This window comes from Candidatus Neomarinimicrobiota bacterium (genome assembly GCA_036476315.1).
Taxonomy (GTDB): Bacteria; Fidelibacterota; Marinisomatia; order Marinisomatales; family S15-B10; genus JAZGBI01.
Window position 1 is genome coordinate 1 of record JAZGBI010000066.1, and the last position, 25,523, is coordinate 25,523.

The following is a 25,523-nucleotide window of genomic DNA, read 5'->3' on the forward strand; positions in this document are numbered from 1 at the left end:
GTACTTCTCGAATGATCCGTGTTTTTCCATGCGTCGTTTCATTATTCTCGCATTATCCACGGTGGCGGCAATCTTCTGGCGGTTGCGAACGATACCTGGATCACTGACCAATCGATCCAAATCCGCCAAGCCGTAGTCTGCTACTTTATCGATGTCAAATCTATCAAAGGCCCTTCTAAAATTTTGCCACTTATTCCGTATGACGGCCCAGCTGAATCCAGCCTGAAAAATCGCCTTTGTCATCTGTTCAAGATACTCGTTGTCTGTGGAAGGAGTTTTCCGCGACGGTATCTCGTACACAACAGGCATGGCTCTCTGGCTACGGTGAAACTCTTTCGTGATGCATTTTTGACCTGAATTGTTCATCCCAAACGTCAGGAGGGATAAATTCACATGTATTTGTTTAACTCATTTTCGAAATGTATTTTCAGTCTGGGAATTAACAATTCAGGTTGAAAAATATGGTAAATTGCCCGCAATGAAAACGGTTAAGTATCTCCCCCCCATGGCGGTTATTATCGCCGCCGTGCTGTGGAGTTTTGACGGTTTTCTAAGGCAGAAACTGCCTACGGCTCCCTTCGGTTCGTTTTCCGCTTTGATCTCCTTTTCCTTCATGGTCATACTGCTTGAACACGCCGTGGGCGGCGTTATCTTCCTGCCTATTCTCCTCCGAGGTTGGAGGCAGATCAAGGTGCTCCGTCAGCGCTCATGGATTTCCATCGCCTGGGTAGCTTCTTTCGGTGGAATCCTGGGTACGGTCTGCTATACGGCAGCCCTTTTTCATATGCATTACATCGAATTGTCCGTTGTGGTTCTTCTTCAGAAGTTTCAGCCGTTGTTTGCCATTGCGCTCGCTGCGTTGATCCTGAGAGAGCCGCTCACAAAACGTTTTCTCCTGCTGGCGGCATTGGCACTCGTGGGAGGGTATCTGCTTACATTCGGGGTGAAGCCCATGGCTGAATGGAATGACAAAAGTCTCATTGCCGCCCTACTCGCTCTCCTGGCGGCATTCAGCTGGGGAAGCTCTACCGTTCTTGGCAAGCACGCCCTGAAGCAGCTTTCGTTTCCAACCATGACCGCCCTTCGTCTTTGGCTGACCACTCTCGTGGCTCTGACTATCTTCCTCGCCACGCCCTCCCGCCCCAGCATACTGTCCCTCCAGACAAACCAATGGCTTATCATTCTTATCATTGCTCTGTCCACCGGGAGTGTTGCCCTTTTCATCTATTACTATGGCCTAAAACAGATACCTGCCAGCCACGCTACCCTGTATGAACTCTCCTGGCCGCTTTCTGCTGTCATCATCGATTGGTCCCGTGGAAAGATATTGGAGCCGGTCCAGATCGTTGGAGCCTTGCTCCTCATCACAGCATTCATTCTCTTGACACGCAACAGCAGGGACAACTGACTGTGTCTGGGAAAGATACATTAACCCTTCAGGATCATCGTCATAACCTCGTTTTCAATTCCATCCACGAAATGTTCTGGGGATTTGGAATGGCCTTTCACTCCACATATGCCGTTATTCCCATATTCTTGATGGAATTGGGGGCGCCGGACATCGTAATCGCTTCGGTTGCCGGGGTCTTCGTCATCATGGCTGCCGCACCTCAAATTCTCACAGCCTTTGCGGGCCGAAACATTCAGAACATGAAACTTGCGGTGATCACCGTCCACGGACTCCCAATCCCTCCTATCTTCCTGGCGGGATTTATCTTCACATTCGTGGGACCCAGGGGACCCTCCGCCTGGATGGTCTACTATATTTGCTATCTGCTTTTTACCCTTGGCCTGGGAGTGGTTTTCCCCATCTGGGCCGACTTCCTGGAGACTGTTCATCTCCCCAAAAGAAGGGGCTCTTTCTTGGGCACCTCTTTTGCCTTTAACTTCCTGGCAGGCGGGATCGGAGGGGTAACCGCAAAAAACCTTCTCGCGACGGTCCCCTTTCCGGCAAATTTTGGGTACGGTTTCCTCATCTACTCCGGATGCATCCTGACGGCGTCCCTCGTGTTTATCCCCTACCGCACCCGACAGCGTACGCGGACATCCCGGTCGGAGACCTTCAAGGAATTCTTGAAAGAAGTCAAGAATGTGCTTTCGGATGATCAAAACTTCAGGAAGTACATTATCAGCCGGATCTTCCTGACGGCAAACTATCCGGCCCTTTCGCTGTACGCTGTCTATATCCACGACAAAATTCAGTACCCCGTCAGTGAAGTGGGGATCTTCACCGCCATTACGGTGATCGTGGGAGGACTGTCCAGTTACGCAGCTGGATGGATAGGGGACAGGTTCGGTCACAAACGAACCATGGTGTTCACTTTTCTCGCGTACCTCATGGCCCTGGTTTCCAGCCTCGCAGCCCAGACATTGACCCAGGCTTACCTGGTCTTTGTCTTTCTTGGCATGGGACAGGGGGGTTTCTTTACGACATCCATGAGCCTTATTTTCGAGTTCGCCGGAGAGAGGGATAAGAAGATCTACTTCGCCCTTACGGACAGCATGACGGCACCTTTTGTTTTGCTTTTCATTGTACTTTCGGGCCTGTTGATCCCTCACCTTGGGGTTCCACCGGTGCTCATGGGGATTGGCCTGTTCATCATCGCAGGAATCCTTTCCCTTGCCATTTTTACAAGGGAACCTAAGACGCTCCGGACCCATTTGCCTCCCACGGAGACACTCTTGTAGCAATACCGTCGACAAACAAGAAATTCTTGTGGATTTTCCCGCCTCCCACACTAAATTCGCACGAACCCAGCACCAAAGATACCCATGCCTCGCCATCTCATTCTTGCAGTCATCCTCATTTCCCTCTTTGGCCTTTCCTGCAGGGAGAATCCCGAACGCCACCTGAAACTGGGAAACTGGTACTACCAGAAAGGACTGGTGGATGATGCAATCCTCGAGTATCGGGAAGCCATCCGCCTCCACCCTTCAAACCCCGGTGATTTGACGAGAGACGAATTGATCACGCTCATGAAGGCCCACTATAATCTGGCTATCGCCTACTCGAAAAAAGGGTGGTACGAATATGCCCTGAAAGAGGCAGAAAGGACCTTTGATATGTGGCCCTCAAAAGAAAATCACGAAATGGTGGAACTCCTGAAGAAGCGGCGCAGCCTCGAACGCCTGGAAATTGAGGCCAGTTCCTAGAGTTACTGCTCTTTCCCTATTCTACTGCCGGTTTTTTCCTACCACGCTCTCAACTTTGCCCAGCTTCAATCTGACGAACATCCATGGTGCTCCCAAGCCTATCCAGAGGCCTACACTCCCATAGCGCAGATAATGTAAAGGTACCGTATCGGGGAAGAAGAAGCCCAGTCCTTCCTTGATCAACAAGACACCCGCGATGCCCAGAAGGACTTTCTTCCCCTGGATGAGCCAAGCGCCGCCGCTGTCGAAACCGACATAACTTCTTTCAACCATTACGCCAGCCACGAATCCGGACACGGCAGCTCCAATCTTGATGGACATCTCATTAAGATAGATGCCCATCAACCAGAAGGACAGAAGGAAAACAAGGGCGATACCAGGGACCGTGGGCATGGCAAACTGCCGTCTTTTTAACTCGTTCATCACGTACAGGCAGATAATCAGCCAGAGAAAACCGAGTGCCCATCCTCCCACCACATCAGAGGGAAAGTGAACTCCAAGATAAAGGCGGGACAATCCTACGAGGAAGACCACCATACCGGCCAGTCCGAAGTTGCTTCTCGTCGCCCAGGCGAGATAGCCCCACAGAACGACCCCATTCTGTGCATGCCCACTGGGGAAGCCAAACCCTTCCGCCTCAACGAGAGCCGTTCCAAGGGGCCGCGGGCTGTGAAAGGCTTCCTTCAAAACGAAGTTGAGGTAGAATTCCAGTCCCAAAACGATCGCCAGAGGCCACGCCTTTCGCTTGTCCCAGCACCAGAAAAGAACCGGAAGTGCAAAAAGGTAAAAAGGCTCGTCCCCGAGAAAGGAGAAGAGCCTCATGATCAGATAGAAAGTGGGGTCGTCGAATTGTTGCAGGAATTCGATCACGGCCCCATCACGCCACCAGGATCCCCGATCTGTGCTCACCTCCGTCCACGTGGATGATGGAACAATTGATGAAATCCGCTCCGGGCTGAAGCATCAGATAAACCAAGTTCGCCACATCCTCAGGCCGGGTAGTCCGACCCATAGGATTACGTTTCTTAGTCTTTTCCACCCACTCTTCCCATCGGTCGGAAATCTTGGTGAGGGCACGGGTAGGCGTGACGCCCGCCTGAATGCAATTGGCAGTGATACCGTATTTCCCGAGCTCCCATCCAATCTGCCGGGTAATACTCTCCAGAGCTGCTTTGGCCACACTCACCGGACCGTATCCTTCCATGGCCACATAATTCCCTTCGGAGGTGAGGCCCAGGACGCGGGAGCCCTGTCCGAGCAGCTCGGCATCCATTAGTTTCTGGACCCAGTAGAGAAGGGACGTACCCATTACGTGGACTGTCATCTCCAGCTGCCTCTGGGTAACGGGTTTCTCTCCGAAGAAATTGGTGATGGTGCCGAAGGCAATGGAATGAAGAAGCAGCTTCAGTGGCTTACCCCCAGTGATCTCTTCGATCTTCGGTATGGATTCATCCATGATCTCAAGGAAGGCAGCATTCTTGTTGAAAAAGTGGGTGCGACCCTCATTCATCTCGTTCAGTTCCTGGCAAAATTTCTCTGCCTGCCGCCTAATATCTCCACGGTCAAAATGGAACCCGATGACACCGTAGCCGTGCTCTGCAAGTTTCCGAGCTGTAGCTCCACCAAAGCCGGTGGAACATCCCAAGATCAACATCCAGTCTGACATAACACCCCCTTTTGAAGGTGAAAAATATGGGAAACTTTTCTATATTGCAAAGGACCTGAATAGAGTACTCAAAAAAGATTGAAACCTTTCATAGCGGTTGATAGTCTCATAAACTTACCATGGCCTTGAAACTTATTGTCCTCGTTAAGCAGGTCCCGGACACGAAGAACATCACGGCCAAGGCCATGAAGGCAGATGGTACCGTGAACCGGGGGGAACTCCCCGCCATCTACAATCCTGAAGATCTTAACGCTTGCGAAATGGCCCTCGATCTCAGGGAACGGTATGGTGGGTTCATAACCGTTGTGACGATGGGTCCGCCCCGGGCGGCCGATATCTTGCGGGAATCCCTTTACCGTGGAGTCGACCGGTGCGTCCTCCTCACGGATCGAGCTTTTGCCGGTGCGGATACTCTCGCCACCTCCTATACGCTCGCACTCGCCATCAGAAAGGCAGGGGAATTTGACCTGGTATTATGCGGACGGCAGGCCATCGATGGAGATACGGCTCAGATTGGTCCACAGGTAGCGGAAAAACTCGGCATTAATCAAATAACCTACGTGCAGAGAGTCCGTGAAAATGCGGGCCGCGAGATCATTTTATCCCGGAACCTGGGACGCGTAGCAGAAACGATTAAGACGAGACTGCCCCTGCTCATCACCGTCACCTCTTCAGCCAACCAGCCTCGTACCTTCGGGGCCAAATTGACAATGAAATACAAGAAGGCCCGAACTCACATGGAGATCGAAAGAGAACTCAATCGAAGAACTGCCAGTGAAGACGCCGTTAATCGAAAATACGCTGAGCTGGATAAGCGTGGGCTCATTATCGAAACGTGGTCAGCGGCCGATCTGAATGCTGACCTGGGGTCCATCGGGCTCGCCGGTTCTCCTACAAAAGTCAAGAAAGTAGAGAACATTGTCTTTGCGACGTCAAAAGCCAAGAATATCGAGCCCACAGAAAAAGGGATCCGGAAACTTCTAGATGAACTGATTGAGGAACACACCTTTGGCTAGACCAGACTCCCACGGCAATGTTCTGGTATTCATTGAGGCCGACCATGGTGAAGTTGCCAGCGTGAGTCTGGAGCTGGTCTGCAAAGCGAGGCAGTTGGCTGATGTCCTGGACGTGGAAGTTCAGGCCGGCATTATCGGGAATCAACTGGAGAATTTGACTGGAGAAATTCTTGCCTATGGCTGTGACACACTATTCATGGCCGAAGACGAACGATTAACGTTATACGAAACAGTGCCATATTCAGAAACATTCTCCTCAATTGTCAAACGGACAAGACCGCAGATTGTGCTGTTCGGTGCCACTCCCATCGGTCGAGACCTAGCACCTCGAATAGCCAGCAAGCTGAAAACAGGACTTACCGCTGATTGTACTGAACTGAAAATTGCCGATCACGAAGACAAAAAGCACAACAAGACCTATGAGAATATTCTCTACCAGATCCGTCCTGCTTTCGGCGGGAATATCCTGGCAACCATTGTATCGCCGGACCATCAACCGCAGATGGCCACCGTCCGGGAAGGAGTCATGAAGCTGTCCGAACCCAGCAGCAACAACCGTGGCGTTGTGGTTTCCTTCAAACCTGATTTGATCGATGGCGATTTTGTGAATACCCTGGTCGAGAGGGTTGTGGGTAAGAGAAAGGTGAACCTGAAAGCGGCTGACATTATCGTATCAGGAGGGGCTGGCGTGGGAAGTAAAGAGGATTTTGAACTGATCTACGAACTTGCTTCCACCCTGGGCGGTTTGGTTGGAGCTTCCCGGGCAGCCGTTGACAATGGCTATGTTTCCCGGGATCATCAGGTGGGACAAACCGGCACCACAGTGCGACCCAAACTGTACATTGCCGCCGGCATATCGGGATGCATCCAGCACCAGGCAGGCATGAATCAATCGGGAAAGATTATCGCCATCAATACCGATCCCGATGCCCCCATATTTCAGATTGCCCATTACCGAATTATCGGTGATCTGAACGACGTCATCCCCGTGATAATTAAGGCCTACAAATCAAATAACCGGGAGCCCAGCGGTGCCTGACTTCTTTGCCGATAACCCGGATATTCATTTCAATCTGGAGCGGCTGGATCTCAAACAATTGGCCGATCTTTTGGAAGGGGATTACTCGGATGCTCGCGAATTTGATTATGCTCCCGAAGACAGTGCTGATGCCTTTGATAACTATGTCAAGGTGTGTGAGATTGCAGGAGTCCTTTGTGGAAATTCCATTGCTGAACGGGCTCGGGAGGTTGATCTGGAAGGAAATGTCTTCCAGGATGGTGAGGTAACGTACCATCCTTTGGTGGTAGCCAATTTGCTTGACTTCAAGCGTGCCCAGTTGATGGGCGTTTCCCTCCCTCGACGCTACGGCGGTCTCAATATGCCGCAAGCGGTAAAAATAGCCGTCCTGGAAATACTCTCCCGGGCCGACGCATCATTCATGAATTTGGTGGGTCTGCAGGACATTGCCGAAACGATCAGTGAATTTGGGACCGAAGAGCAGATGGAGAAGTATATTCCTCGCCTGGCAACAGGCGATGCCACAGGCGCCATGGTTCTGACAGAACCCGATTCCGGATCTGATCTCCAGTCAATCAGGCTCAAAGCGATACACCCTGAGGATCGTCATGACAACGAAGTGTGGCACCTCATGGGAATGAAGCGGTTTATTACCAACGGCTGTGGGGATATTCTATTGGTCCAGGCACGTTCCGAAGAGGGCACGACCGATGCCCGGGGAATTTCACTTTTTGTGTGCGAGAAAGACGACACGATTCATCTCCGCCGGATTGAAGATAAACTGGGCATACACGGTTCACCCACCTGCGAAATGATGTTTAACAATACGCCTGCTTATCTTATTGGAAAACGAAGATTGGGTCTTATCAGGTATGTTATGTCACTCATGAATGGGGCCCGCTTGGGGATTGCGGCCCAGGCTCTTGGCATTGCAGAGGCAACCTATCGTACCGCTCGAAAATACGCCGAAACCCGAGTTCAATTTGGCAAAACTATCATCGAAATTCCGCCGGTCTACGAAATGCTGACAAACATGAGGGTTCAAATCGAAGCAAGCCGCGTGCTTCTCTACGAGTCAGCCAAGGTCGTGGATCTGTTCAAGATCCCTAAGCGGCGTATGCAACAAAACAGGGAACAAGGTAAGTCTGTTGATCCTGAAATCCGTAAGCAAACCAAGTATTATGAGAGACTGGCGTCTGTGTTGACTCCCTTTTCAAAGTATTACATTTCTGAAATGTGTAACCGGATTACCTATGATGGTATTCAGGTGATGGGGGGAAGTGGGTTCATGAAAGATTACGATATGGAGCGGTATTACCGGGACGCAAGAATTACCACCATATATGAAGGTACCTCCCAGCTGCAAATCGTGGGAGCCATTGGCGGTCTGCTTGATGGCACTCTGAACCGGGTTTTCGACGAGTTCTGTGAACACCAATTCCCAGGGGAATTGAAAATGGTCACCACCCGTGCAAAAAAGTTTGTGCCTCTGTTCTATGATGCCGTCGACTTCGTGAAACAGAAACGGCAAACCGAATTTACCAATCTAGTGGCTCGACGGCTCGTAGATATGGCGATTGATACCTACATATCAATACTCCTGACCCAATGCGCTCAAGAGAATGATCGCAAAGCCACTCTGGCGGAACTCTGGATCCATGGGGCCGATCTGAGGGTTCGCAATAACCGACAGGCCATCCTTTGTGGTCAGCCCCAGGCCATATTGGAGAAACATCAACAAATCATGTGACCACCACACTCGTTTCATACCCGGTACATTGAATAGCCGAGTGGTTAGATGAACCACTATTCCCCTCAGCACCCCAACATGCTGGCACCTTCCTAATACCTCATCGTGTCCCTTCAGTGCGGAATCGTCGGCTTACCCAATGTGGGCAAGTCAACACTCTTTTCCGCTCTGACCCACACACAGGTCCTCACTGATACTTACCCCTTTACGACGGTCGACCCGAATATGGGAATCGTCACCGTTCCCGATGACAGGCTGACAAAAATGGCCGAGATTCTGAATCCTGAAAAGATTCTTCCCACCAGCATAAGATTCGTCGACATTGCGGGGCTTATCGAAGGTTCGCACCGGGGTGAAGGGCTGGGAAATCAGTTTCTGGCCCAGGTTCGGGAAGTGGACGCCATCGTTCATCTCGTTCGATGTTTCACCAATGATAAGGTCGCCCATATTTCAGACACCCTGGATGCGACGCGTGACATCGGTATTGTGGAAACAGAAATTATGCTGAAAGATATAGAAACTGTCTCACATCGACTCGAAAATCTTGCAAGAAAGGTTAAAGTGGGAGACAAAGAGGCCGCAAAAGAAAAAGAAATCCTTGATACTGTGAGTGAGAATCTGAACCGGGGGCTGCCCGTGAGGAACATGGTGCTGGAGAGAAAGGACCGGGAAACCCTCCGTGACCTGTTCCTTTTATCGGCCAAGCCGATGCTTTACGTGGGAAATGAGAACGAAAGGGAAGCAACCAGCCATCATCACGGTCGAATCGCTGAGAAGCTGCGTCTTTGGGCCAGCGAGAACAATGAACGGGTGCTGATTCTAAGCGCGGCCCTGGAGCAGGAACTCGCCTTCCTGGAGGATGAAGGTGAACGTCAGTTTTTCATGGAGGCATGGGGACTTACCTCCACCGGCCTTGAATCTCTCGTGGGAGGCGCCTATGACCTTCTGAGTCTCACCACCTTCTTCACCACCGAGTCAAACCATGCCCAGGCGTGGACGGTAAAACAGGGAACGCTTGCCCCACAGGCAGCGGGCACCATCCACTCCGATTTTGAAACAGGCTTCATAAGTATTGAAACATATCGCTGTGATGACCTTTTTGCCCATGGATCCGAATCCGCGCTCCGGGAGAATGGATTGATTCATACCCACGGCAGGGACTATGTCATTCAGGACGATGATGTGGTGAAGTTCAAATTTAGAAGCTAAAGAAGTGTTTGAGTGTTCGAGTGTTCATCTGTTCAAGTTCATAAGTTTCTTGGATGTGTTGAAATTTCTTTCAACTCCCGAACACTTCAACACGTTAACACTTGAATACCTGAACACCTGATGTACTTCTTCATGATCATCATATACCTCCTCACAGGGGCCTCCTTCCTGGCCATTGTGATCACAGGAGCTCAGGGGTATCTCGGCTTCCAGGCTCTGGGCGTTAACCATCCCACTTTCGCGCTGCTGAGTTCTATCCTTTATCTGTTTACAGAGGTCCTGGTGATGTTTTTTTTCGTGGGAACCGGTGTGAGCGTGAAAGAGCATGTGCGCGACAAAGGGGGCGATCCGGACTACCATCGCCGCAGCGTAGCCATCAAACGGAAATTGTATCCCCCGACTCTGGTCAACGTGCTGCTAGTTATGAGTGTTTTCGTCACGGGAGGTGCCGTGGATACGGGCCTTCTTCCCGGATGGGCTCACGGTCTCCTCTTCCTCTTTACGATTGCCCACTTCGCAAGAACGATCCGCGTGCAACATCGTGGTCTTAAGGAGAATACGAGAATTATCTGGGAAATGACCGGCGTTACGATGACGGATACAACTGGGAAAGTAGAGAAACTGTAGTCTGAGCTACAGTTTGTGCAATTCGGAGAGCAAATAAGGAAAAAATAGTGTACGTTTTGTTATGGAGTTCGCCAAGAAATCGACGCGTCAATTATCGCTTATGCTTCTTACCGCAGGAATCATGTCGCTATCACTCCAGGATTGTCGCGGTCGTTTCAAATCAACGTTTCTCCACCCCAGCGAGAAGATTGGTATCCAGGTTGCCCCTCGAGACGCATTCCCCGTATTTGACAATCCGGAATTCGTAAACTCTCCTACGGCTGAGGCAGAAGGGTACGTTCATGATCGTGATCCCGTCATTGGCCTCGTCATCAACGGTAAAGCCAAAGCCTACCCTATCCGAACCATGGGAATTCACGAACTGGGGAACGATACGCTTGGAGATGTGCCCATTGCGGTGAGCTGGTGACCCGTCTGCCAGACGGCCATCGTGTATGACCGCAGAGTTGAAGATAGGGAGTTGTTATTCGGTCACACGGGAAGGTTGTACGAGGGCTCGTTTGTCCTATACGACCGCCAGACCGGTTCCCAGTGGGTCCAGGTGACGGGACAAGCCAAAACGGGACCGTACAAAGGCAACGTACTCAAGTTCATCCCATCCACTGTCACCAGCTGGCAGAAGTGGAAGACACTATTCCCGGATACCAAAGTCCTGCCGGGGTCAGGCAGGGATGGATTTATGGGGACCTACCGGGGATTCCTCCAGTCCCAGAACATTGGTCTCGTGGTCACCCACTTCAATCAGGCCCGGCTCTATCCGTTTGAGACCCTTGAAGAAGAATCCGTCATTAACGACATTTTCCGGGGTGAGCCCATTGTCGTTGCTTTCTACAAAGCCTATCGAACGGCAACTGCCTGGCGGCGGGAGGTTAACGGAGACGTTCTCACGTTCCGCCTGGAATACGATTCTCAAAAAGGATTCTTAATCGTCGACAATGAAACAGATTCCCGATGGGATCCTATCACAGGCCGGGCACTCGATGGTCTACATGAGGGGCTAGAGCTCCCTGCACTGACCCATAACCCGATCCTCATCGACCGGTTCAAAGCCCACTATCCCGAAGGCGAGGTTTACCCCGGATAAGTCGCTTATTCATCATCGGACCCTCCCGATAAACCGGCGGAATGTAGACTGAAAAGTAATAAATTGGAGATGGACCCTGTTCCATGTTTGTGATTTTTCTTCTCCGGGATGAGACAGCCTGAGACGAAATTGAAACGTAGGTCTGCCAGAGGCATTCTCCTCTTCATCCTCTCCTTTAGTGCCCTTCTTTGGTCCTGCAAGCGAGAAGACCTCGAAGAAGGAAACCGCCATCTGGAATCCACCGTCATTCTTATCTCTTTTGACGGTTTCCGGTGGGACTATCTGGAAAGGGCGGATACTCCTAATCTCGACTATCTTGTTCAAAATGGCGTCCAGGCCCAGGCATTAATTCCGGTGTTCCCCAGTAAAACGTTCCCGAACCATATGAGTATCATCACTGGTCAATATCCCGAGAACCACGGCATCGTTTCAAACAGAATGTACGATCCCCTGTTTGACGCCTTCTTCTGGATTGGGGCGGAGAGTGAACCGGCGAGAGACGGCCGGTGGTATGAGGGGGAACCCCTCTGGATAACGGCAGAAAAACAGGGACAGATCGCCGCCACCATGTTCTGGCCCGGATCCGATGCAGAGATCCGTGGCATAAGACCCACGCACTGGTCCTACTATGATGGCACTATTTCAAGGGAAGAACGAATTAACAGGGTGTTATCGTGGCTGGACCTGCCCCGTGATCGGCGTCCCACTTTCATCACGACCTATTTCGAAGAAACAGACAACTGGGGACACGAATACGGACCGGATGACCCTCAGGTGGACTCGGTCGTACAGGCTCTGGACGGTACCGTCGGCGCTCTTCTCGATAGCCTCAGGATACGGGAATATCTGGACAGAATTAACCTGATCTTGACCTCGGACCATGGAATGACGGGCTTGAGTCGTCAGCGGGTTGTTTTTCTTGATGACTATATCGACCTGGAGACTGTCACCGTTGTGGATTGGTCCCCCGTGACGGCGATTCTTCCGGCTGAAGGGCTGGAAGATACGGTCTACCATGCCCTTGACGGAGCTCATCCCAATCTCTCGGTCTATCGCAAGGAGGAACTTCCGGAGCGGTTCCACTACCGGAATCACCGTCGAATCACACCCATTATTTGCGTGGCGGACGAAGGCTGGTCCGTTACGTCTCATGAATACTTTGACACACACGTGGATGTTTACTCCGGGGGGACCCATGGATACGACAACCGATTGCCTTCTATGCATGGGATTTTCATTGCGTACGGTCCCGCCTTCAAAGACGATCTGATGGTGAGACCATTCATGAACATCCATATCTACGAACTCATTTGCCACATCCTGAAGTTAAATCCGGCACAAAACGATGGAAGCCTTGATTCGGTGATGGTTGTGCTGGAAGAGTAGTAGCGTTCCACTCACTTAGAAGCAAGTGCCCAAGATGATAAAAGATTTAATCTTAAGAAACCGCAGTTACCGCCGCTTCTATGAGGAGGTCTCCATAGAACGCAGTACCCTCAGGGAACTGGTTGATCTTGCCCGGCTCTCTGCTTCAGCAAGCAACCTGCAACCACTGAGGTATCTGCTCTGCTCTGAGCAGGAAATGAATGCCCGGATCTTTCCTCACCTTGCATGGGCAGGGTATCTCAAGGACTGGCCTGGACCAGAAGAAGGCGAACGACCATCAGCTTACATAGTCATTCTTAAGGACACGAAGTTAAAGACCTCCTGGGCAGTGTGTGATCTTGGCATAGCAGCACAGAACATTCTCCTGGGCGCGACTGAAAGAGGTCTGGGGGGCTGTATTATTGCTTCCATAAAGAAAGATGAAGTGCGTGAAGCCCTGAAGATACCAGCACGCTATGACATATTTTTGATAATAGCTCTTGGAAAACCCAAAGAAGATGTTGTGATCGATCCGATGGAAGATGGCGACACAAAATACTGGAGGGAAAGTGATGGCACGCATCATGTACCAAAACGAAGTTTGGATGAGATTATTATCGGTTAAAGAGAGGCGGATCATAAGATGAAACGTATATCATTCACTCAAGATATCCAGCAAGATTGATCAACGCATTGAGTGAATTGTTTCTGTTGGACACAGTGTCTTCCTTATCTGCTTGGCTGAACCATTAACGAAAAACTTCTTAGTTGCTAGCTTCCCTTCCCATAATTTAGCGAGCATCCTCATCCATAAGGTCATATGACCTCCCCTACCCGCCGCACCATTGCCCTCGTCTCGGGACCCCTCTTTTTTCTTCTCTTTATTCTTTTCTTTGACCTGGATCCTTCCAACAGACAGGTGACCTATATGGGGGCAATCGCCCTCTGGATGGCCATCTGGTGGATCACCGAAACGGTACCGCTGGCCGTGACTGCCTTGCTCCCTGTCATACTCTTCCCCGCCATGGGAGTCATGAACGGAAGGGACGTGTCTTCCATCTATTTCAATCACATAATCTTCCTGTTCATTGGCGGATTCTTAGTCGCTCTGGCGATGGAAAGGTGGAATCTTCACAAGCGCATCGCTTTACGGATCATGATGATCTTCGGAGTTCACCCCGCCGGTATACTGCTGGGCTTCATGACGGCCACCTGGTTTCTCTCCATGTGGATATCGAACACGGCTACCACCATGATGATGGTCCCCATCGGCCTGGCGGTCATCACCCGGCTGGAAAAACTTCTCGGTAAGAATCAGGTTCAGAAGTATTCAATTGGGTTGTTCCTTGGCCTCGCCTACAGCGCGTCCATCGGCGGCATAGCCACCCCGGTCGGAACACCACCGAATCTCTCTTTCACCCGGATCTTCAGCATTATCTTCCCCGAAGCGCCGGAAATCTCCTTTGCCTCCTGGTTTGTCTTTGCATTCCCATTGTCTCTGATATTTCTTGTACTTCTCTGGCTGATCTTAACCAAGTTTTTTTGCGGCGGCATCAACCGCTCTAGACTGGATGCCACCGTTTTTAGAAAGCAGCTTAAAGAACTGGGCCGTATCTCGTTTGAAGAAAGGACAGTTCTGTTCGATTTCCTGCTGTTGATTTTCTTGTGGCTGTTCCGCTCGGACATCAGTGTGGGTAGTTTTGTTATCCCCGGCTGGTCCCGCCTCTTTCCAGATCCTGCGTTTCTTAATGATGGTACGGTGGCAATAGCCATGGCCACGATACTGTTCCTGGTGCCATCACGAAAGCATCCCGGTTCCCGGATAATGAACTGGGAAACAGCGTCTAAACTGCCCTGGAACATTGTGCTGCTATTCGGGGGAGGGTTCGCCTTGGCCAGCGGGTTCACGAAATCGGGACTGTCCGACTGGTTGGGAGATCAACTTTCCGGGATAGGTTCCCTGCATCCGGTCCTGATCGTAGGAATGGTCTGTCTTTTTGTTACGTTCCTCACTGAACTAACATCAAACACGGCAACATCGGAAATGCTCTTACCCATTCTCGCTGCTCTGGCCATCTCCATCAAGGTAAACCCACTCCTCCTGATGATACCAGCCACGTTGTCGTGTTCCTGTGCCTTCATGCTCCCGGTGGCGACACCGCCCAATGCTATCATTTTTGGCACCCAACGGGTCCGGGTGAGCGAAATGGCCAAAGTGGGGCTTCTCATTAACATGGTGGGCGTGATCCTCATCACATTTTTTGCATTTACTTTCTTGCGGGGAATTTTGGGGATCGATTTTTCAACCCTCCCACTTTGGGCTCAGTAATTGCCAGTGCAAAGGAAACCAAATCGCTAAGATCTGCTGGCGACTCCACTGCTGCCACCTTCGCATATGTCGGAGAGCGCCCGGTCGACGGCTCCCAGTAGGAGATCTGCGTCCGTCTCGAAAAACTGCATGGGCGGTTTGATCTTCAAAACGTTGTGGTGTGGCCCTTCCGCACTGATCAGTATTCCATCAGCTCTGACTCGCTCGATTAGTTGAGCTGTCACATCTGTTGCCGGGGTGAGTGTATCCTGATCCTGAACCAGCTCCACGCCCATAAACAGCCCGAGACCCCGGACATCGCCTATCTCCGGGTGATGTTCTCTCAAATCCTGAAATCCTTCGATCAGATAGCCTCCCACTCGTAACGCCCGCTCAAGGAGCTCTTCCTCTTCTATCACATCCAACACTGCCATGCCGGCAGCGATGGAGACAGGATTCCCACCGAAAGTGCTGAAGAACTCCATTCCATTATCAAACGAGTGTGCAATTTCGGGGGTTGTGACTACAGCACCGAGTGGATGTCCGTTCCCCATAGGTTTTCCCATTGTAACGATGTCCGGGACAACGCCCTGTGTCTCGAACGCCCACATATGGCTCCCGACCCGCCCCATGCCTACCTGTACTTCGTCAACTACGCACAGGCCCCCGGCCGACCGGACATGTTGGAACGCTTCCTGCAGGTAGCCCTTGGGAGGAATGATCTGTCCGCCGCACCCAAGGAGAGTCTCACAAATAAATAGAGCGCAAGGTCGGTCTTCTTTAACCAGCTGTTCACACATATCTCTAACATGCTCTGCATAAGCCCGCCCTATGTCTTTTTCTTTCCCCCGGTACGGTCCGCGATATCCATCGGGCTTCACTACCTTGTGCACCCACGCAGGAAGTCCTTGACCTCCCGGACCTTCGCATTTGTATGGACTGATGTCAACCAGCCTTTGCGTATTGCCGTGGTATCCATCCTCCAAAACGATAACGTCACGCCTGCCCGTGTGCGTGCGGGCCAGGCGTAAGGCCAGTTCGTTCGCCTCACTCCCGGAATTGACAAAGTAACAAACGCTCAGTGGCTCCGGAATAGTCGCTGTCAAACGTTCCGCGTACTCCACCAGATATGGGTGCAGGTACCGGGTATTGGTATTCAGTGTCGCTGCTTGTCTCGAAATGGCATCTACCACCCCAGGGTGACAGTGTCCCACGTGGCAGACGTTGTTGACGCAGTCCAGATAGGCACGTTCATCAGGTTCGAACACAAACTGACCATGACCACGCACGAGCACCAGCGGTGTTTCGTACGACAACCTCAGCGAGGAACCAATCCGTTTGCGCCGCTCACCGAATAGTTCCTGGTAACTCCATGGCTTGCTCCCAAACTGCTCAACAGGTCGTTCATCAAATCCACACACGCTCCGAAGACGGTTCTCGGCATCACGCCAATCAACCTCGTGAATGCGTTGTAGCACTTCCCACGCCTGCCTGTCGCTTATCTGTCGGTATTCGTTTTCCGGATCCTCCCTGGCAGCAATGGCAGATGTGGTGACGCTTACACACAATCGCATGCACATCAGAGGGAACAGGACCTGTATCTCTTCTTCAGTAAGAGTTCGCGCACGGTGATAACCGGCGGTAATTCCTGCCGTCACTACGAGTGGATCGTCTTCCCCGAAACAGGTATACGCACAGGCGATTGCGAGTTCATTTACGGTATACGTTCTCAATATGTCTCCGAAATCCAACAATCCCGCGACTTTCCACTCTCCTTCTGAGGCCGGTTTGAGCAAAACGTTTTCATCGTTCGCATCATTGTGTATGACACTCATGGGAAGTTTGGGAAACAGCGGCACCACACGTGCCCGGTATTGCAGAAGCAACCTCTGTACAATTTGACGCCTCTGGAGGTTGGGAATAAGGCGCGTATATGCACTGATCCACTCGGACCGTTGCAGGTCCCATTCTAGCTCCCGTTTCATCGCAGGATGCTGAAAATCAGCCAGGCATCTGTCGAGATCGCCAAGTGCATAGCCGATCCGATCCAGAGTCTGGGCACCACGGGATTGCACAGTTGCCAGGGGTTGTCCGTGGACACACGTGAGTACTCTCATCTTAAACGGCACCCCATCAGGATTAAAGATCGTGCTGGTACTTTCTCCCGATAGGGATTGGACCACACGTGGACTCTCAGCGGAAGACCAGAGTTCGGATAATCGATTCATGACTGCGTTTTGGAATTCCAATACCTCACTTTTGTGACCCCGGTTAGCGATCTTGACCACGAATGTACCCGCCTGCCCACCACGAAGACGGAAATTCTGGTCCCATTCAGCCGGTAGCGGTTCCAGGGTGCCGGTAAGTCCATAGATGTCCCGGACATACTTCCGGACCACATTGCCAGAGAACGATGGTCGACCGGCTATTGTTACTTTCATGACAGGAAACTCTCTCAATATAAACCTAGAAAATGAAATACAGATTGGAGAGATTCACTCAAATACTCGTGCCAGTTCCAGAAGTACGGCAATGAGCAGCCCAACGATGATTGAGTATATTGGAACAAAACGGACGCATGTAACCTCCGGCTTGGGTCAAAATGTATTGCTGACATAAGTCGTCTCCCATAAAGAATATAACGTAAAAAAAGGGCCGGTGGTAGCGTGGCCCTTTCGATGGGAAATCCCAGACTTGACCATTGCCGAACCCTTTCGTTGAAAAACACCGATACCAGTCACAGAAGAAACATCGAGCAATCCCGGGTTCCTTCGGCGGATTGGCTGGTGGGCATTTTAACATTTTTACTTTTCCAGCAGCCAGTGTAAACTTCACTGTACCACATCCCCAGATTAAGAACGATATCCAACAAGACATGATGAGAGTGACAGCCGGGATTTTTCCTTTTTGTGGTTTCGGGCAGCATGCCGGGATTTCTTCTTAGTCTTTCCGGACTCCTCACTCTACTACCTCTCCATATCACCCTCCTATCCTGCACATCCACAGGATCCTTCGGATAGTTCGCATGACACACGATCAAAGCCCGCCGTTAGTCACCATTATTGTGGGCACCCAGTGGGGTGACGAGGGGAAGGGGAAGATTACAGATTATTTCGCGGGACAGTGCGATTATGTGGTGCGGTTTCAGGGAGGCAACAACGCGGGCCATACCGTAAAAGTCGGAAACGAAGTTTACAAACTCCATCTGATTCCATCAGGGGTTCTTTATTCACGACCCGTATCTGTCATCGGGAACGGGGTTGTGGTCAACCCGAAAGTACTTATTGAAGAGATCAGCTCCCTGAAAAGCCGCGGCATCGAGCCAAAACTCAAGGTTAGCGATCGCGCTCATGTTATCATGCCTTACCATGCCGTCATGGATGAATGCCTCACCGGACATCAGGGAATTCTTGCAGCCGGAAGCACAAGGCGTGGGATCGCCCCCGTTTACGCCGACAAGATGTACCGTCACGGTATTCGTATGGGTGACCTCCTGGAACCGGCCATTTTTAAAGAAAAACTCAAAAACTCTTATCGTTTCAATCAAGGCATTATCCAGAAGGTATTTGAAGGGCGATTCGATGTCCCTCTTGAGGACATCCTGAATGAGTACCTCTCTTACGGTGAGCAACTGAAGTCATACATTTCCGATACAGAGCTGCAACTTTATGACGGTTTCAAAGAAGGGAAAGCGTTCCTTTTCGAGGCAGCCCAGGGGACGTCCCTGGACGTGGATCACGGTCTCTACCCTCACACGACCAGTTCCTCAACCGTGGCGGGTCATATCGCCGCGGGCGCCGGTATCGGTTTCAACGGGTTCCGCCGTATCATCGGTGTGGTTAAGGCCTATGTTACACGGGTGGGAATCAGTCCCTTTCCAACAGAACTCCTTGGTGAACAGGCAAAGGTCATCCGCGAAAAAGGTCAAGAATACGGCACCACTACCGGTCGACCCAGGCGGATCGGCTGCCTGGACCTTGTTCAGCTTCGTCAGGCCGTTCGCCTTAACGGTCTTACCCATATTGCTCTTACCAAGATGGACGTCCTGGGAGGCATGACAGAACTGAACATCTGCACCGCTTACAGGATCGATGGAGAGACGATCACCGAGATGCCTGCCAGCCTCGAAATGATGCGAAAAGCAAAGCCCGAATATTCTACCCTGGAAGGGTGGGGTGACATGGAGAAGAATCGAATCGGAAACCACTGTCAAGAAGGATACGACTCACTCCCCGAAGCGATGCGGGAATATGTTCAGTTCATCGAAGAGCAGGTTGATTGTCCCATCACTATCCTCTCCCTGGGACCTGATCGAAGCCAAACCATTGTGCGCCAGATGAAATGAGCGTGATACCGGAAGCCATAGATTTCAGCACCCTCTCAAGCACGGAAATTCAGGCCACACTACAAACGTACAATATCCCTCTTAAAGTAGACGAAGTCCTCAAGATTCAGACCGAAATTCTCAAACGACCACCCTCATTTACAGAGTGTGTTCTCTGGTCTATTCAGGGGTCAGAACACTCCTCCTACAAAAGCAGTCGTCCTCATCTCAACCAGTTCGTGACAGAAGGACCCAACGTTATCCTGGGTCCCAGGGAAGATGCCGGAATTGTGGCGATTGCCCAGGACAATCTGGGCAAACGCTACGGCATTGTGATGAGTCACGAATCCCATAACCATCCTTCCCAGATTGTTCCATTCGAAGGTGCGGCAACAGGAATTGGAGGTATCGTCCGGGACGTGCTGTGCATGGGCGCTCAGGTTATCGCCGTTGCGGACGGATTGAGGTTCGGAGAGATCGCCTCTCCCAAAACCAAGTGGATTCATGAGGGCGTTGTGGCCGGGATCGCCGGTTATGGTAATCCCATCGGTGTTCCGAATCTCGCGGGGGATCTCTACTACGATGAGGGGTACAACGATAACTGTCTCGTTTCCGTGGTCTCCCTGGGCCTTGTCCGGGAGGACGAGGTCATCCATTCATCCGCTCCAGAAGACGCGGACGGTTACCATCTTATCTTGGTGGGTAAGGCCACAGACAACAGCGGGTTTGGTGGGGCCAGTTTCGCCTCCCTGGAACTCAACGAAGAAGAAAAGGAGACCAAGAAAGCCGCCGTTCAGGAACCAAACGCCTTCCTGGAACGCCATCTTCTCAAGGCTACTTATGCCCTCTTCGATCTTCTGAAGCAAAAAGGCCTCCTGGGTAAGGTCGGATTCAAGGATCTCGGAGCCGGAGGGATCGCCTGCGCCAGTGTGGAACTCGCCGACAATGCCGGTCGCGGGGCCGAGGTATTCCTTGACCAGGTACATCTTGGGATGAGAGGACTCCACCCCTCTGTGGTCCTCTGCTCGGAAACTCAGGAGCGACTCATGTGGGTCAGTCATCCCGACGTTTCTCCCCTGATCATTGACCACTACAACAAAACTTTCGATCTCCCGAATACTTCTAAAGGGGCAGACGCACGAATTGTGGGCAAGATCCGAGCAGATGGTCACTACCTGGTTCACTCAAACGGTCGGGTAATTGTGGATGCCCCCGCGAATCAGATTACCCAGGGATTCCTTTACCACAGATCCTACACACCGACACAACCTCCGTTGAAAGAACCGGATCTCCCTGAACCCGAGGACTATAACAGACTCCTGACGAACATCCTTTCACACGAAAATATCGCTTCCCGGCTGCCCGTTTTCGAGACCTATGACAAGCAGGTTCAGGGGAGGACCTGTCTGGAGGCTGGAGAGGCTGACGCGGGCGTTATGGAACCGTTTAACGACGATTCCTATCCGGAGGAGATTCGCCAAGTAGGTATCGCTCTCTCCGTGGATCACAATCCCCGCTACTGCAAGATCGATCCTTATTGGGGTGCTGTGAACGCCGTGGTGGAGTCCATGCGCAACGTGGCGGCTGTGGGTGCCACGCCTGTAGCCATAACGGACTGCCTCTGCTTCGGGAATCCCGAAAAAAAGGACCAGATGAGTCAATTCGTGGAAGCCGTCCGGGGCGTCGCCGAAGCGTGTAAAGGGATTCATCTGAAAGAATACCCTGATTATCCTGTACCCATCATCTCTGGAAATGTTTCATTCTACAATGAATCCAGCCACGGAGCCATCCCTTCCAGTCCCATCGTGAGCTGCCTCGGCAAGTTACCTCAAGTATCGAAGGCGATCACACCACACTTCAAAAAACCGGGATCCCCTCTGCTCATGATCGGCCACCGGAAAGACGAGTGCGGTGGAAGTGTCTATTACGCACTCAACGGTAAGCTGGGGGCAAACGTGCCAAAACCCGACCTGACCCAGGCGCAGCGACAGATCCATGCCATCACCGAAGGCATTGACCTGGAACTCTTTCTGACATGTCACGATATCTCCGAAGGCGGAGTGGCAACGGCTCTGGCGGAAATGAGTTTTTTCAATGGGATCGGATGTGAGGTAAACATCTCCGGTTCGGTCCAAGAAGTGAAGAAGCTGTTTGGCGAATCTGGCGGATTTGTTGTTGAGGTGTTGCGGCAGAATCTTGAAAAGGCGATGTCCTTCCTTAACGCCCAGAGAGTTTCGTTCAACGACATTGGAAATACAACGAATGACGGCCGCCTCCACATAAACACCTGTATTGATCTTGCTGTCTCTGATGCCCGGACTGCATGGTCTGAGGGATTGAGGCAGAAACTGGAGTGAGTCCAATAGACTACAAATCTTCCGGTGTCGACATCGATGCTGCCAATGAAGCCGTGGAGCGAATCCGGGAACAGGTCAAGAGTACTTTTACACCCCATGTGCTGACGGACGTGGGAAGTTTTGGTGCCATGGTGGATGCGGATGTCATCCTGAAAAACTACCGCCATCCCGTTCTTGTCCAGAGCATTGACGGTGTGGGCACAAAGATGATTGTGGCCAGGATGATGAACAAATATGACACCATAGGAATGGACCTGGTAAGTGCGACATGCAACGATATCATTGTGCACGGCGCCCGGCCCCTCACTTTTCTCGACTACATTGCAAATGATAAATTGATCCCCGAGACCGTTGAAAAGATTGTCGCAGGCATCGCGCAGGCTTGCCGCGAGACGGGGGTATCTCTCATAGGAGGTGAGACGGCCGAAATGCCCGATACCTATCTTCCGGGAGAGCATGACCTTGTGGGAGTGATTACCGGTGTGGTGGACCGGGAACGAATCGTCAGCGGCAAAGAGATCCGGACCGGAGACGCGGTTCTCGGCCTTGGTTCAAGTGGGCTCCATACTAACGGGTATTCTCTGGCCCGGAAGTTGTTTTTTGACGCGGGTAAGTTCAAGGTGAATTCTAGCCATTCCGCCCTCGAAAAGAGCGTGGGTGAGACTTTGCTGGAGCCTCACCTGAACTATACTCAGCCCATCTTGACTTTGCTGGAGCAAGGTGTCCCCATTCGGGGTATGGCTCACATAACGGGCGGAGGACTTGTTGACAACATTCCTCGAATCCTTCCCCAGGGATGCTCAGTGGAAATCTCCCGTGGAGCATGGCCCGAACAGCCTGTTTTCACTCTTCTGACAAAGCTGGGACAGCTCCATGAGAAAGAGGCGTTCCGGACATTTAACATGGGAATTGGGATGGTAGTGATCGTTTCACCGGAGCTCACGGATAGGGTAAGACGCTTCCTTCTTCAATTTCGACATGTGCCGGTTTATGAGATCGGCAAAGTTGTTAAAGGTGATAGGGAAGTAAGGTTCGTATAACTTTATGAACAAGAAAACGAGAAGAAACAGGTTTAAAACATTCCATCTTTTAGAAACGCGATACCCGTGAAAATCGCCATCGTCCAATTTCCTGGAAGTAACTGCGAAAGGGAGTCTATCCTCGCCGTAAATCGAGCGGGAATGGAAGCCGTGGAATTTTTCTGGAACGGACCAGAGGAGACGCTGAAGGACTTTGATGGCTATTTTCTGATTGGAGGCTTCTCCTATGAGGACCGTTCAAGGGCGGGAATTATCGCGTCTCTCGATTCCATCATGGGAATCATCCGCGAACAGGCGGAAAAAGGGAAACCCGTTCTGGGTATCTGTAACGGTGCCCAGATTCTTGTTGAGACGGGTCTCGTTCCGGGACTGAAAAGTGGTCTGGTTGCCATGGCCCTCGCCACAAATCAGCGGCTGAAGGACGGACATGTTCTGGGAACGGGATATTACAATGCGTGGATCAATGTTCAACTTACCGCCGATGGTTACCGGTGCGCTTTCACCAGACACCTGAAACGCAGACAGTATATGACCGTTCCTGTCGCCCACGCCCAGGGACGATTCATGATGCCCAAGGCGCTTCTTGAAGAACTCAACGAACGGCATCAGACGGTGTTTCGGTACTGTGATAATGATGGTAATCTTTCACCGGAATTCCCGGTCAACCCAAACGGTTCCATGGACAATCTCGCAGCGGTCTGCAACCCTGGAGGGAACGTTATGGCCATGATGCCTCACCCGGAGAGGACACCGGACGGGGATCCTATCTTCACTTCAATGAGAGACAGCATACGCGAAGCGGCCCGGATCTCCACGACAACCCCCGTGAATGATCCCCCAGAGGTCCCTCTTCACGAATACACGCCGCCGGAGAATTCCTTTGAGTTGCTGGTGGATCTCATCATTACCGACAACGAAGCGGTCTCAGTGGAGAATGCCCTTCATCATCTGGAAGTCCCTGTCACAGTTACCCGGAGAACACACTGGGAAGTTACTCGTCAGCGCAAAAAAACCGGAGATCTGAAGAGGGAAATAATCATGACAGGAGAACTTTTCAACTCCAACAAGGAATCCCTTGTGACCCCCGGTCACCAGCGGCGTGTTGTCTCTCTTCTGGTACGCTACAAGGACGACATGGAGGGACAGCACAAGCGGGAAGTCTTGGAAAACTGGTTTCATATCGAAGGGATTCAGAGCATTAAGAAAGGAGTCGTGTGGACGATAACTCCCCAGGAAGGTACCAGCGAGGATGCGTTGCTAAAAATTCTGGACACACATATTCTTTTTAATCCCTACAGCCATGATTGCTTTCGCTATGCCTGAATCATGCAAGACTATGCCCAAATAATCGAGAGGAACCTGAATAACTGTCTCACGCAGACCGACCTCGATCTGGGGGCAAAGCGTTCGGGAAAAGTGCGGGATACGTATGAAAAGGGAGATGAATTGATTCTCGTAACGACGGACAGACAGAGTGCCTTCGACCGGATTCTGGCCTCTATCCCCTTTAAGGGTCAGGTCCTCAACGAGACAAGTGCCTGGTGGTTCGAGAAAACAAAACATATTATCCCCAATCATCTGCTTACTGTTCCCGATCCAAACGTGACCATCGCGACGAAATGTTCCGTTTTGCCTGTTGAATTTGTGGTTAGGGGATACATTACGGGGACCACAGAAACGGCGCTCTGGACGCACTATGCAAGAGGGGTGAGGAATTATTGTGGTAATGAACTACCCGGGGGACTCCGCAAGAATGAGAAACTGTCCCATCCTATTCTCACACCAACCACGAAGACCGAGGATCATGATCGACCCATTTCCCCGCATGAGATTATCGATGAAGGACTTCTGGAAGAAGAGGACTTGAATAAATCGAGCCAGGCAGCTTTCGACCTGTTCAACTTTGGCCAGGTGACGACGCGGCAACACGGACTCATTCTTGTGGACACCAAGTATGAATTCGGGAAGAACGCTAATGGGGATATCATCCTCATCGATGAGATCCACACTCCCGACTCGAGTCGATTCTGGATCACCGATACCTACGAGGAGCGATTCGCAAATGGAAAGGAGCCCCAAAGCATCGACAAAGAGTTCTTGAGACTGTGGTTTGTGAACCATTGTGACCCGTATGGCGATGACATTCTCCCGGAGGCCCCGGAAGACCTCGTGATTGAGTTGTCACGACGTTATATTCAGATGTTCGAAATGATCATCGGCACACCGTTTTCATTCCCCGGCAGCCAACGTTCCATACATGAACGAATCCAAAGCAACCTGGCGGGCTATTTATGACAGATAAGCCCAGGGCCAAGGCTGTCTTAATTCTCGGATCAAAGTCGGACGAAGGGCACGCGAAGAAGATAACAGACAAACTCAAGAAACAGGGCGTTCACTACGATCAGCACATAGCCTCGGCTCACAAGCAACCGCGCAAGGTCCTGGATATTATCGAAACCTACGAACCCGAGACGGCGATCGTCTTTGTCACTATCGCGGGACGATCGAATGCTCTTTCCGGATTTGTGGCGGCAAGCTCCAGATTTCCCACGATCGCCTGTCCTCCCTTCAAGGACAAGATCGATATGATGGTGAATATTCACTCA

The 25,523-nt window shown here is 51.4% G+C and carries 22 protein-coding genes; 18 read left to right on the forward strand and 4 right to left on the reverse strand.

The annotated features are described in order from the left end of the window. Positions 1–366: DNA-3-methyladenine glycosylase I (locus V3U24_06525; GenBank protein ID MEE9167097.1), on the reverse strand; the 366-nt coding region annotated here is incomplete at its 3' end. Positions 367–478: 112 nt separating this feature from the next. On the opposite strand from V3U24_06525, the gene V3U24_06530 reads away from it, so the two are divergent. From V3U24_06530 to V3U24_06540, 3 genes are all read left to right on the forward strand, one after another. After that, positions 479–1,408: an EamA family transporter gene (locus V3U24_06530; GenBank protein MEE9167098.1), complete on the forward strand. Its 930-nt coding sequence runs from the start codon at positions 479–481 to the stop codon at positions 1,406–1,408. Between the two features lie 2 nt (positions 1,409–1,410). Beyond that, the gene (locus V3U24_06535) at positions 1,411–2,688 is read left to right on the forward strand and encodes an MFS transporter (GenBank protein MEE9167099.1); all 1,278 of its coding nucleotides are present in this window, start codon (positions 1,411–1,413) and stop codon (positions 2,686–2,688) included. An 84-nt stretch (positions 2,689–2,772) separates the two neighbouring features. Continuing rightward, positions 2,773–3,153, forward strand: a complete 381-nt coding sequence (locus tag V3U24_06540) for a tetratricopeptide repeat protein (protein MEE9167100.1) — start codon at positions 2,773–2,775, stop codon at positions 3,151–3,153. Between the two features lie 21 nt (positions 3,154–3,174). On the opposite strand, the gene V3U24_06545 is transcribed toward V3U24_06540, so the two are convergent. Continuing rightward, entirely contained in the window at positions 3,175–4,062 is an 888-nt protein-coding gene (locus V3U24_06545) for a phosphatase PAP2 family protein (GenBank protein ID MEE9167101.1), read from the reverse strand. Further along, entirely contained in the window at positions 4,031–4,819 is a 789-nt protein-coding gene (locus V3U24_06550; protein MEE9167102.1) for an SDR family oxidoreductase, read from the reverse strand. Before V3U24_06550 ends, V3U24_06545 begins: the two co-directional genes overlap by 32 nt. Before the next feature lie 119 nt (positions 4,820–4,938). On the opposite strand from V3U24_06550, the gene V3U24_06555 reads away from it, so the two are divergent. From V3U24_06555 to V3U24_06595, 9 genes are all read left to right on the forward strand, one after another. Further along, the gene (locus V3U24_06555; protein ID MEE9167103.1) at positions 4,939–5,835 is read left to right on the forward strand and encodes an electron transfer flavoprotein subunit beta/FixA family protein; all 897 of its coding nucleotides are present in this window, start codon (positions 4,939–4,941) and stop codon (positions 5,833–5,835) included. Next, entirely contained in the window at positions 5,828–6,874 is a 1,047-nt protein-coding gene (locus V3U24_06560) for an electron transfer flavoprotein subunit alpha/FixB family protein (GenBank protein ID MEE9167104.1), read from the forward strand. The genes V3U24_06555 and V3U24_06560 overlap by 8 nt, the downstream gene beginning before the upstream one ends. Then, positions 6,867–8,603, forward strand: a complete 1,737-nt coding sequence (locus V3U24_06565) for an acyl-CoA dehydrogenase family protein (GenBank protein MEE9167105.1) — start codon at positions 6,867–6,869, stop codon at positions 8,601–8,603. Before V3U24_06560 ends, V3U24_06565 begins: the two co-directional genes overlap by 8 nt. A gap of 105 nt (positions 8,604–8,708) precedes the next feature. Next, positions 8,709–9,812, forward strand: a complete 1,104-nt coding sequence (ychF, locus tag V3U24_06570) for a redox-regulated ATPase YchF (GenBank protein ID MEE9167106.1) — start codon at positions 8,709–8,711, stop codon at positions 9,810–9,812. Positions 9,813–9,944: 132 nt separating this feature from the next. After that, positions 9,945–10,439 (forward strand): hypothetical protein, encoded by a 495-nt coding sequence (locus V3U24_06575; GenBank protein ID MEE9167107.1) that lies wholly within the window; start codon positions 9,945–9,947, stop codon positions 10,437–10,439. A gap of 121 nt (positions 10,440–10,560) precedes the next feature. Next, positions 10,561–11,523, forward strand: coding sequence for a DUF3179 domain-containing (seleno)protein (locus V3U24_06580; protein MEE9167108.1), 963 nt, complete (start codon positions 10,561–10,563; stop codon positions 11,521–11,523). Between the two features lie 129 nt (positions 11,524–11,652). Continuing rightward, positions 11,653–12,909: an ectonucleotide pyrophosphatase/phosphodiesterase gene (locus tag V3U24_06585; protein ID MEE9167109.1), complete on the forward strand. Its 1,257-nt coding sequence runs from the start codon at positions 11,653–11,655 to the stop codon at positions 12,907–12,909. 34 nt (positions 12,910–12,943) lie between these two features. After that, positions 12,944–13,513: a nitroreductase family protein gene (locus V3U24_06590; protein MEE9167110.1), complete on the forward strand. Its 570-nt coding sequence runs from the start codon at positions 12,944–12,946 to the stop codon at positions 13,511–13,513. 195 nt (positions 13,514–13,708) lie between these two features. Then, complete coding sequence (locus V3U24_06595) at positions 13,709–15,217, forward strand: SLC13 family permease (protein ID MEE9167111.1); 1,509 nt, start codon at positions 13,709–13,711, stop codon at positions 15,215–15,217. Positions 15,218–15,243: 26 nt separating this feature from the next. Here the strand turns inward: V3U24_06595 and V3U24_06600 are convergent, their stop codons facing one another. After that, entirely contained in the window at positions 15,244–17,637 is a 2,394-nt protein-coding gene (locus tag V3U24_06600) for an aminotransferase class III-fold pyridoxal phosphate-dependent enzyme (protein MEE9167112.1), read from the reverse strand. 584 nt (positions 17,638–18,221) lie between these two features. On the opposite strand from V3U24_06600, the gene V3U24_06605 reads away from it, so the two are divergent. The 6 genes from V3U24_06605 to V3U24_06630 form a co-directional block, all read left to right on the forward strand. Beyond that, positions 18,222–19,541 carry an adenylosuccinate synthase gene (locus V3U24_06605; protein MEE9167113.1) on the forward strand — a complete coding sequence of 440 codons (1,320 nt, stop codon included), beginning with the start codon at positions 18,222–18,224 and terminating at the stop codon, positions 19,539–19,541. Then, positions 19,538–21,877, forward strand: coding sequence for a phosphoribosylformylglycinamidine synthase subunit PurL (purL, locus tag V3U24_06610; protein MEE9167114.1), 2,340 nt, complete (start codon positions 19,538–19,540; stop codon positions 21,875–21,877). The genes V3U24_06605 and purL overlap by 4 nt, the downstream gene beginning before the upstream one ends. Next, the gene (purM, locus tag V3U24_06615; protein ID MEE9167115.1) at positions 21,874–22,917 is read left to right on the forward strand and encodes a phosphoribosylformylglycinamidine cyclo-ligase; all 1,044 of its coding nucleotides are present in this window, start codon (positions 21,874–21,876) and stop codon (positions 22,915–22,917) included. The genes purL and purM overlap by 4 nt, the downstream gene beginning before the upstream one ends. Positions 22,918–22,983: 66 nt before the next feature. Then, on the forward strand, positions 22,984–24,240 hold the full coding sequence (gene purQ, locus V3U24_06620) for a phosphoribosylformylglycinamidine synthase I (GenBank protein ID MEE9167116.1): 1,257 nt from the start codon (positions 22,984–22,986) through the stop codon (positions 24,238–24,240). A gap of 3 nt (positions 24,241–24,243) precedes the next feature. Then, positions 24,244–25,212, forward strand: a complete 969-nt coding sequence (locus tag V3U24_06625; protein MEE9167117.1) for a phosphoribosylaminoimidazolesuccinocarboxamide synthase — start codon at positions 24,244–24,246, stop codon at positions 25,210–25,212. Beyond that, on the forward strand, positions 25,209–25,523 hold a 315-nt coding region (locus tag V3U24_06630), incomplete at its 3' end, for an AIR carboxylase family protein (protein ID MEE9167118.1). The genes V3U24_06625 and V3U24_06630, both read left to right, overlap by 4 nt.

Excerpts from the sequence above, each read along its gene's own strand:
- V3U24_06530 (MEE9167098.1), top strand. The coding sequence starts at position 479 with ATGAAAACGGTTAAGTATCTCCCCCCCATGGCGGTTATTATCGCCGCC.
- V3U24_06540 (MEE9167100.1), top strand. The coding sequence starts at position 2,773 with ATGCCTCGCCATCTCATTCTTGCAGTCATCCTCATTTCCCTCTTTGGC.
- V3U24_06550 (MEE9167102.1), bottom strand. The coding sequence starts at position 4,819 with ATGTCAGACTGGATGTTGATCTTGGGATGTTCCACCGGCTTTGGTGGA.
- V3U24_06555 (MEE9167103.1), top strand. The coding sequence starts at position 4,939 with ATGGCCTTGAAACTTATTGTCCTCGTTAAGCAGGTCCCGGACACGAAG.
- V3U24_06575 (MEE9167107.1), top strand. The coding sequence starts at position 9,945 with ATGATCATCATATACCTCCTCACAGGGGCCTCCTTCCTGGCCATTGTG.
- V3U24_06590 (MEE9167110.1), top strand. The coding sequence starts at position 12,944 with ATGATAAAAGATTTAATCTTAAGAAACCGCAGTTACCGCCGCTTCTAT.
- V3U24_06595 (MEE9167111.1), top strand. The coding sequence starts at position 13,709 with ATGACCTCCCCTACCCGCCGCACCATTGCCCTCGTCTCGGGACCCCTC.
- V3U24_06600 (MEE9167112.1), bottom strand. The coding sequence starts at position 17,637 with ATGAAAGTAACAATAGCCGGTCGACCATCGTTCTCTGGCAATGTGGTC.
- V3U24_06605 (MEE9167113.1), top strand. The coding sequence starts at position 18,222 with ATGACACACGATCAAAGCCCGCCGTTAGTCACCATTATTGTGGGCACC.
- purL (MEE9167114.1), top strand. The coding sequence starts at position 19,538 with ATGAGCGTGATACCGGAAGCCATAGATTTCAGCACCCTCTCAAGCACG.
- V3U24_06625 (MEE9167117.1), top strand. The coding sequence starts at position 24,244 with ATGCAAGACTATGCCCAAATAATCGAGAGGAACCTGAATAACTGTCTC.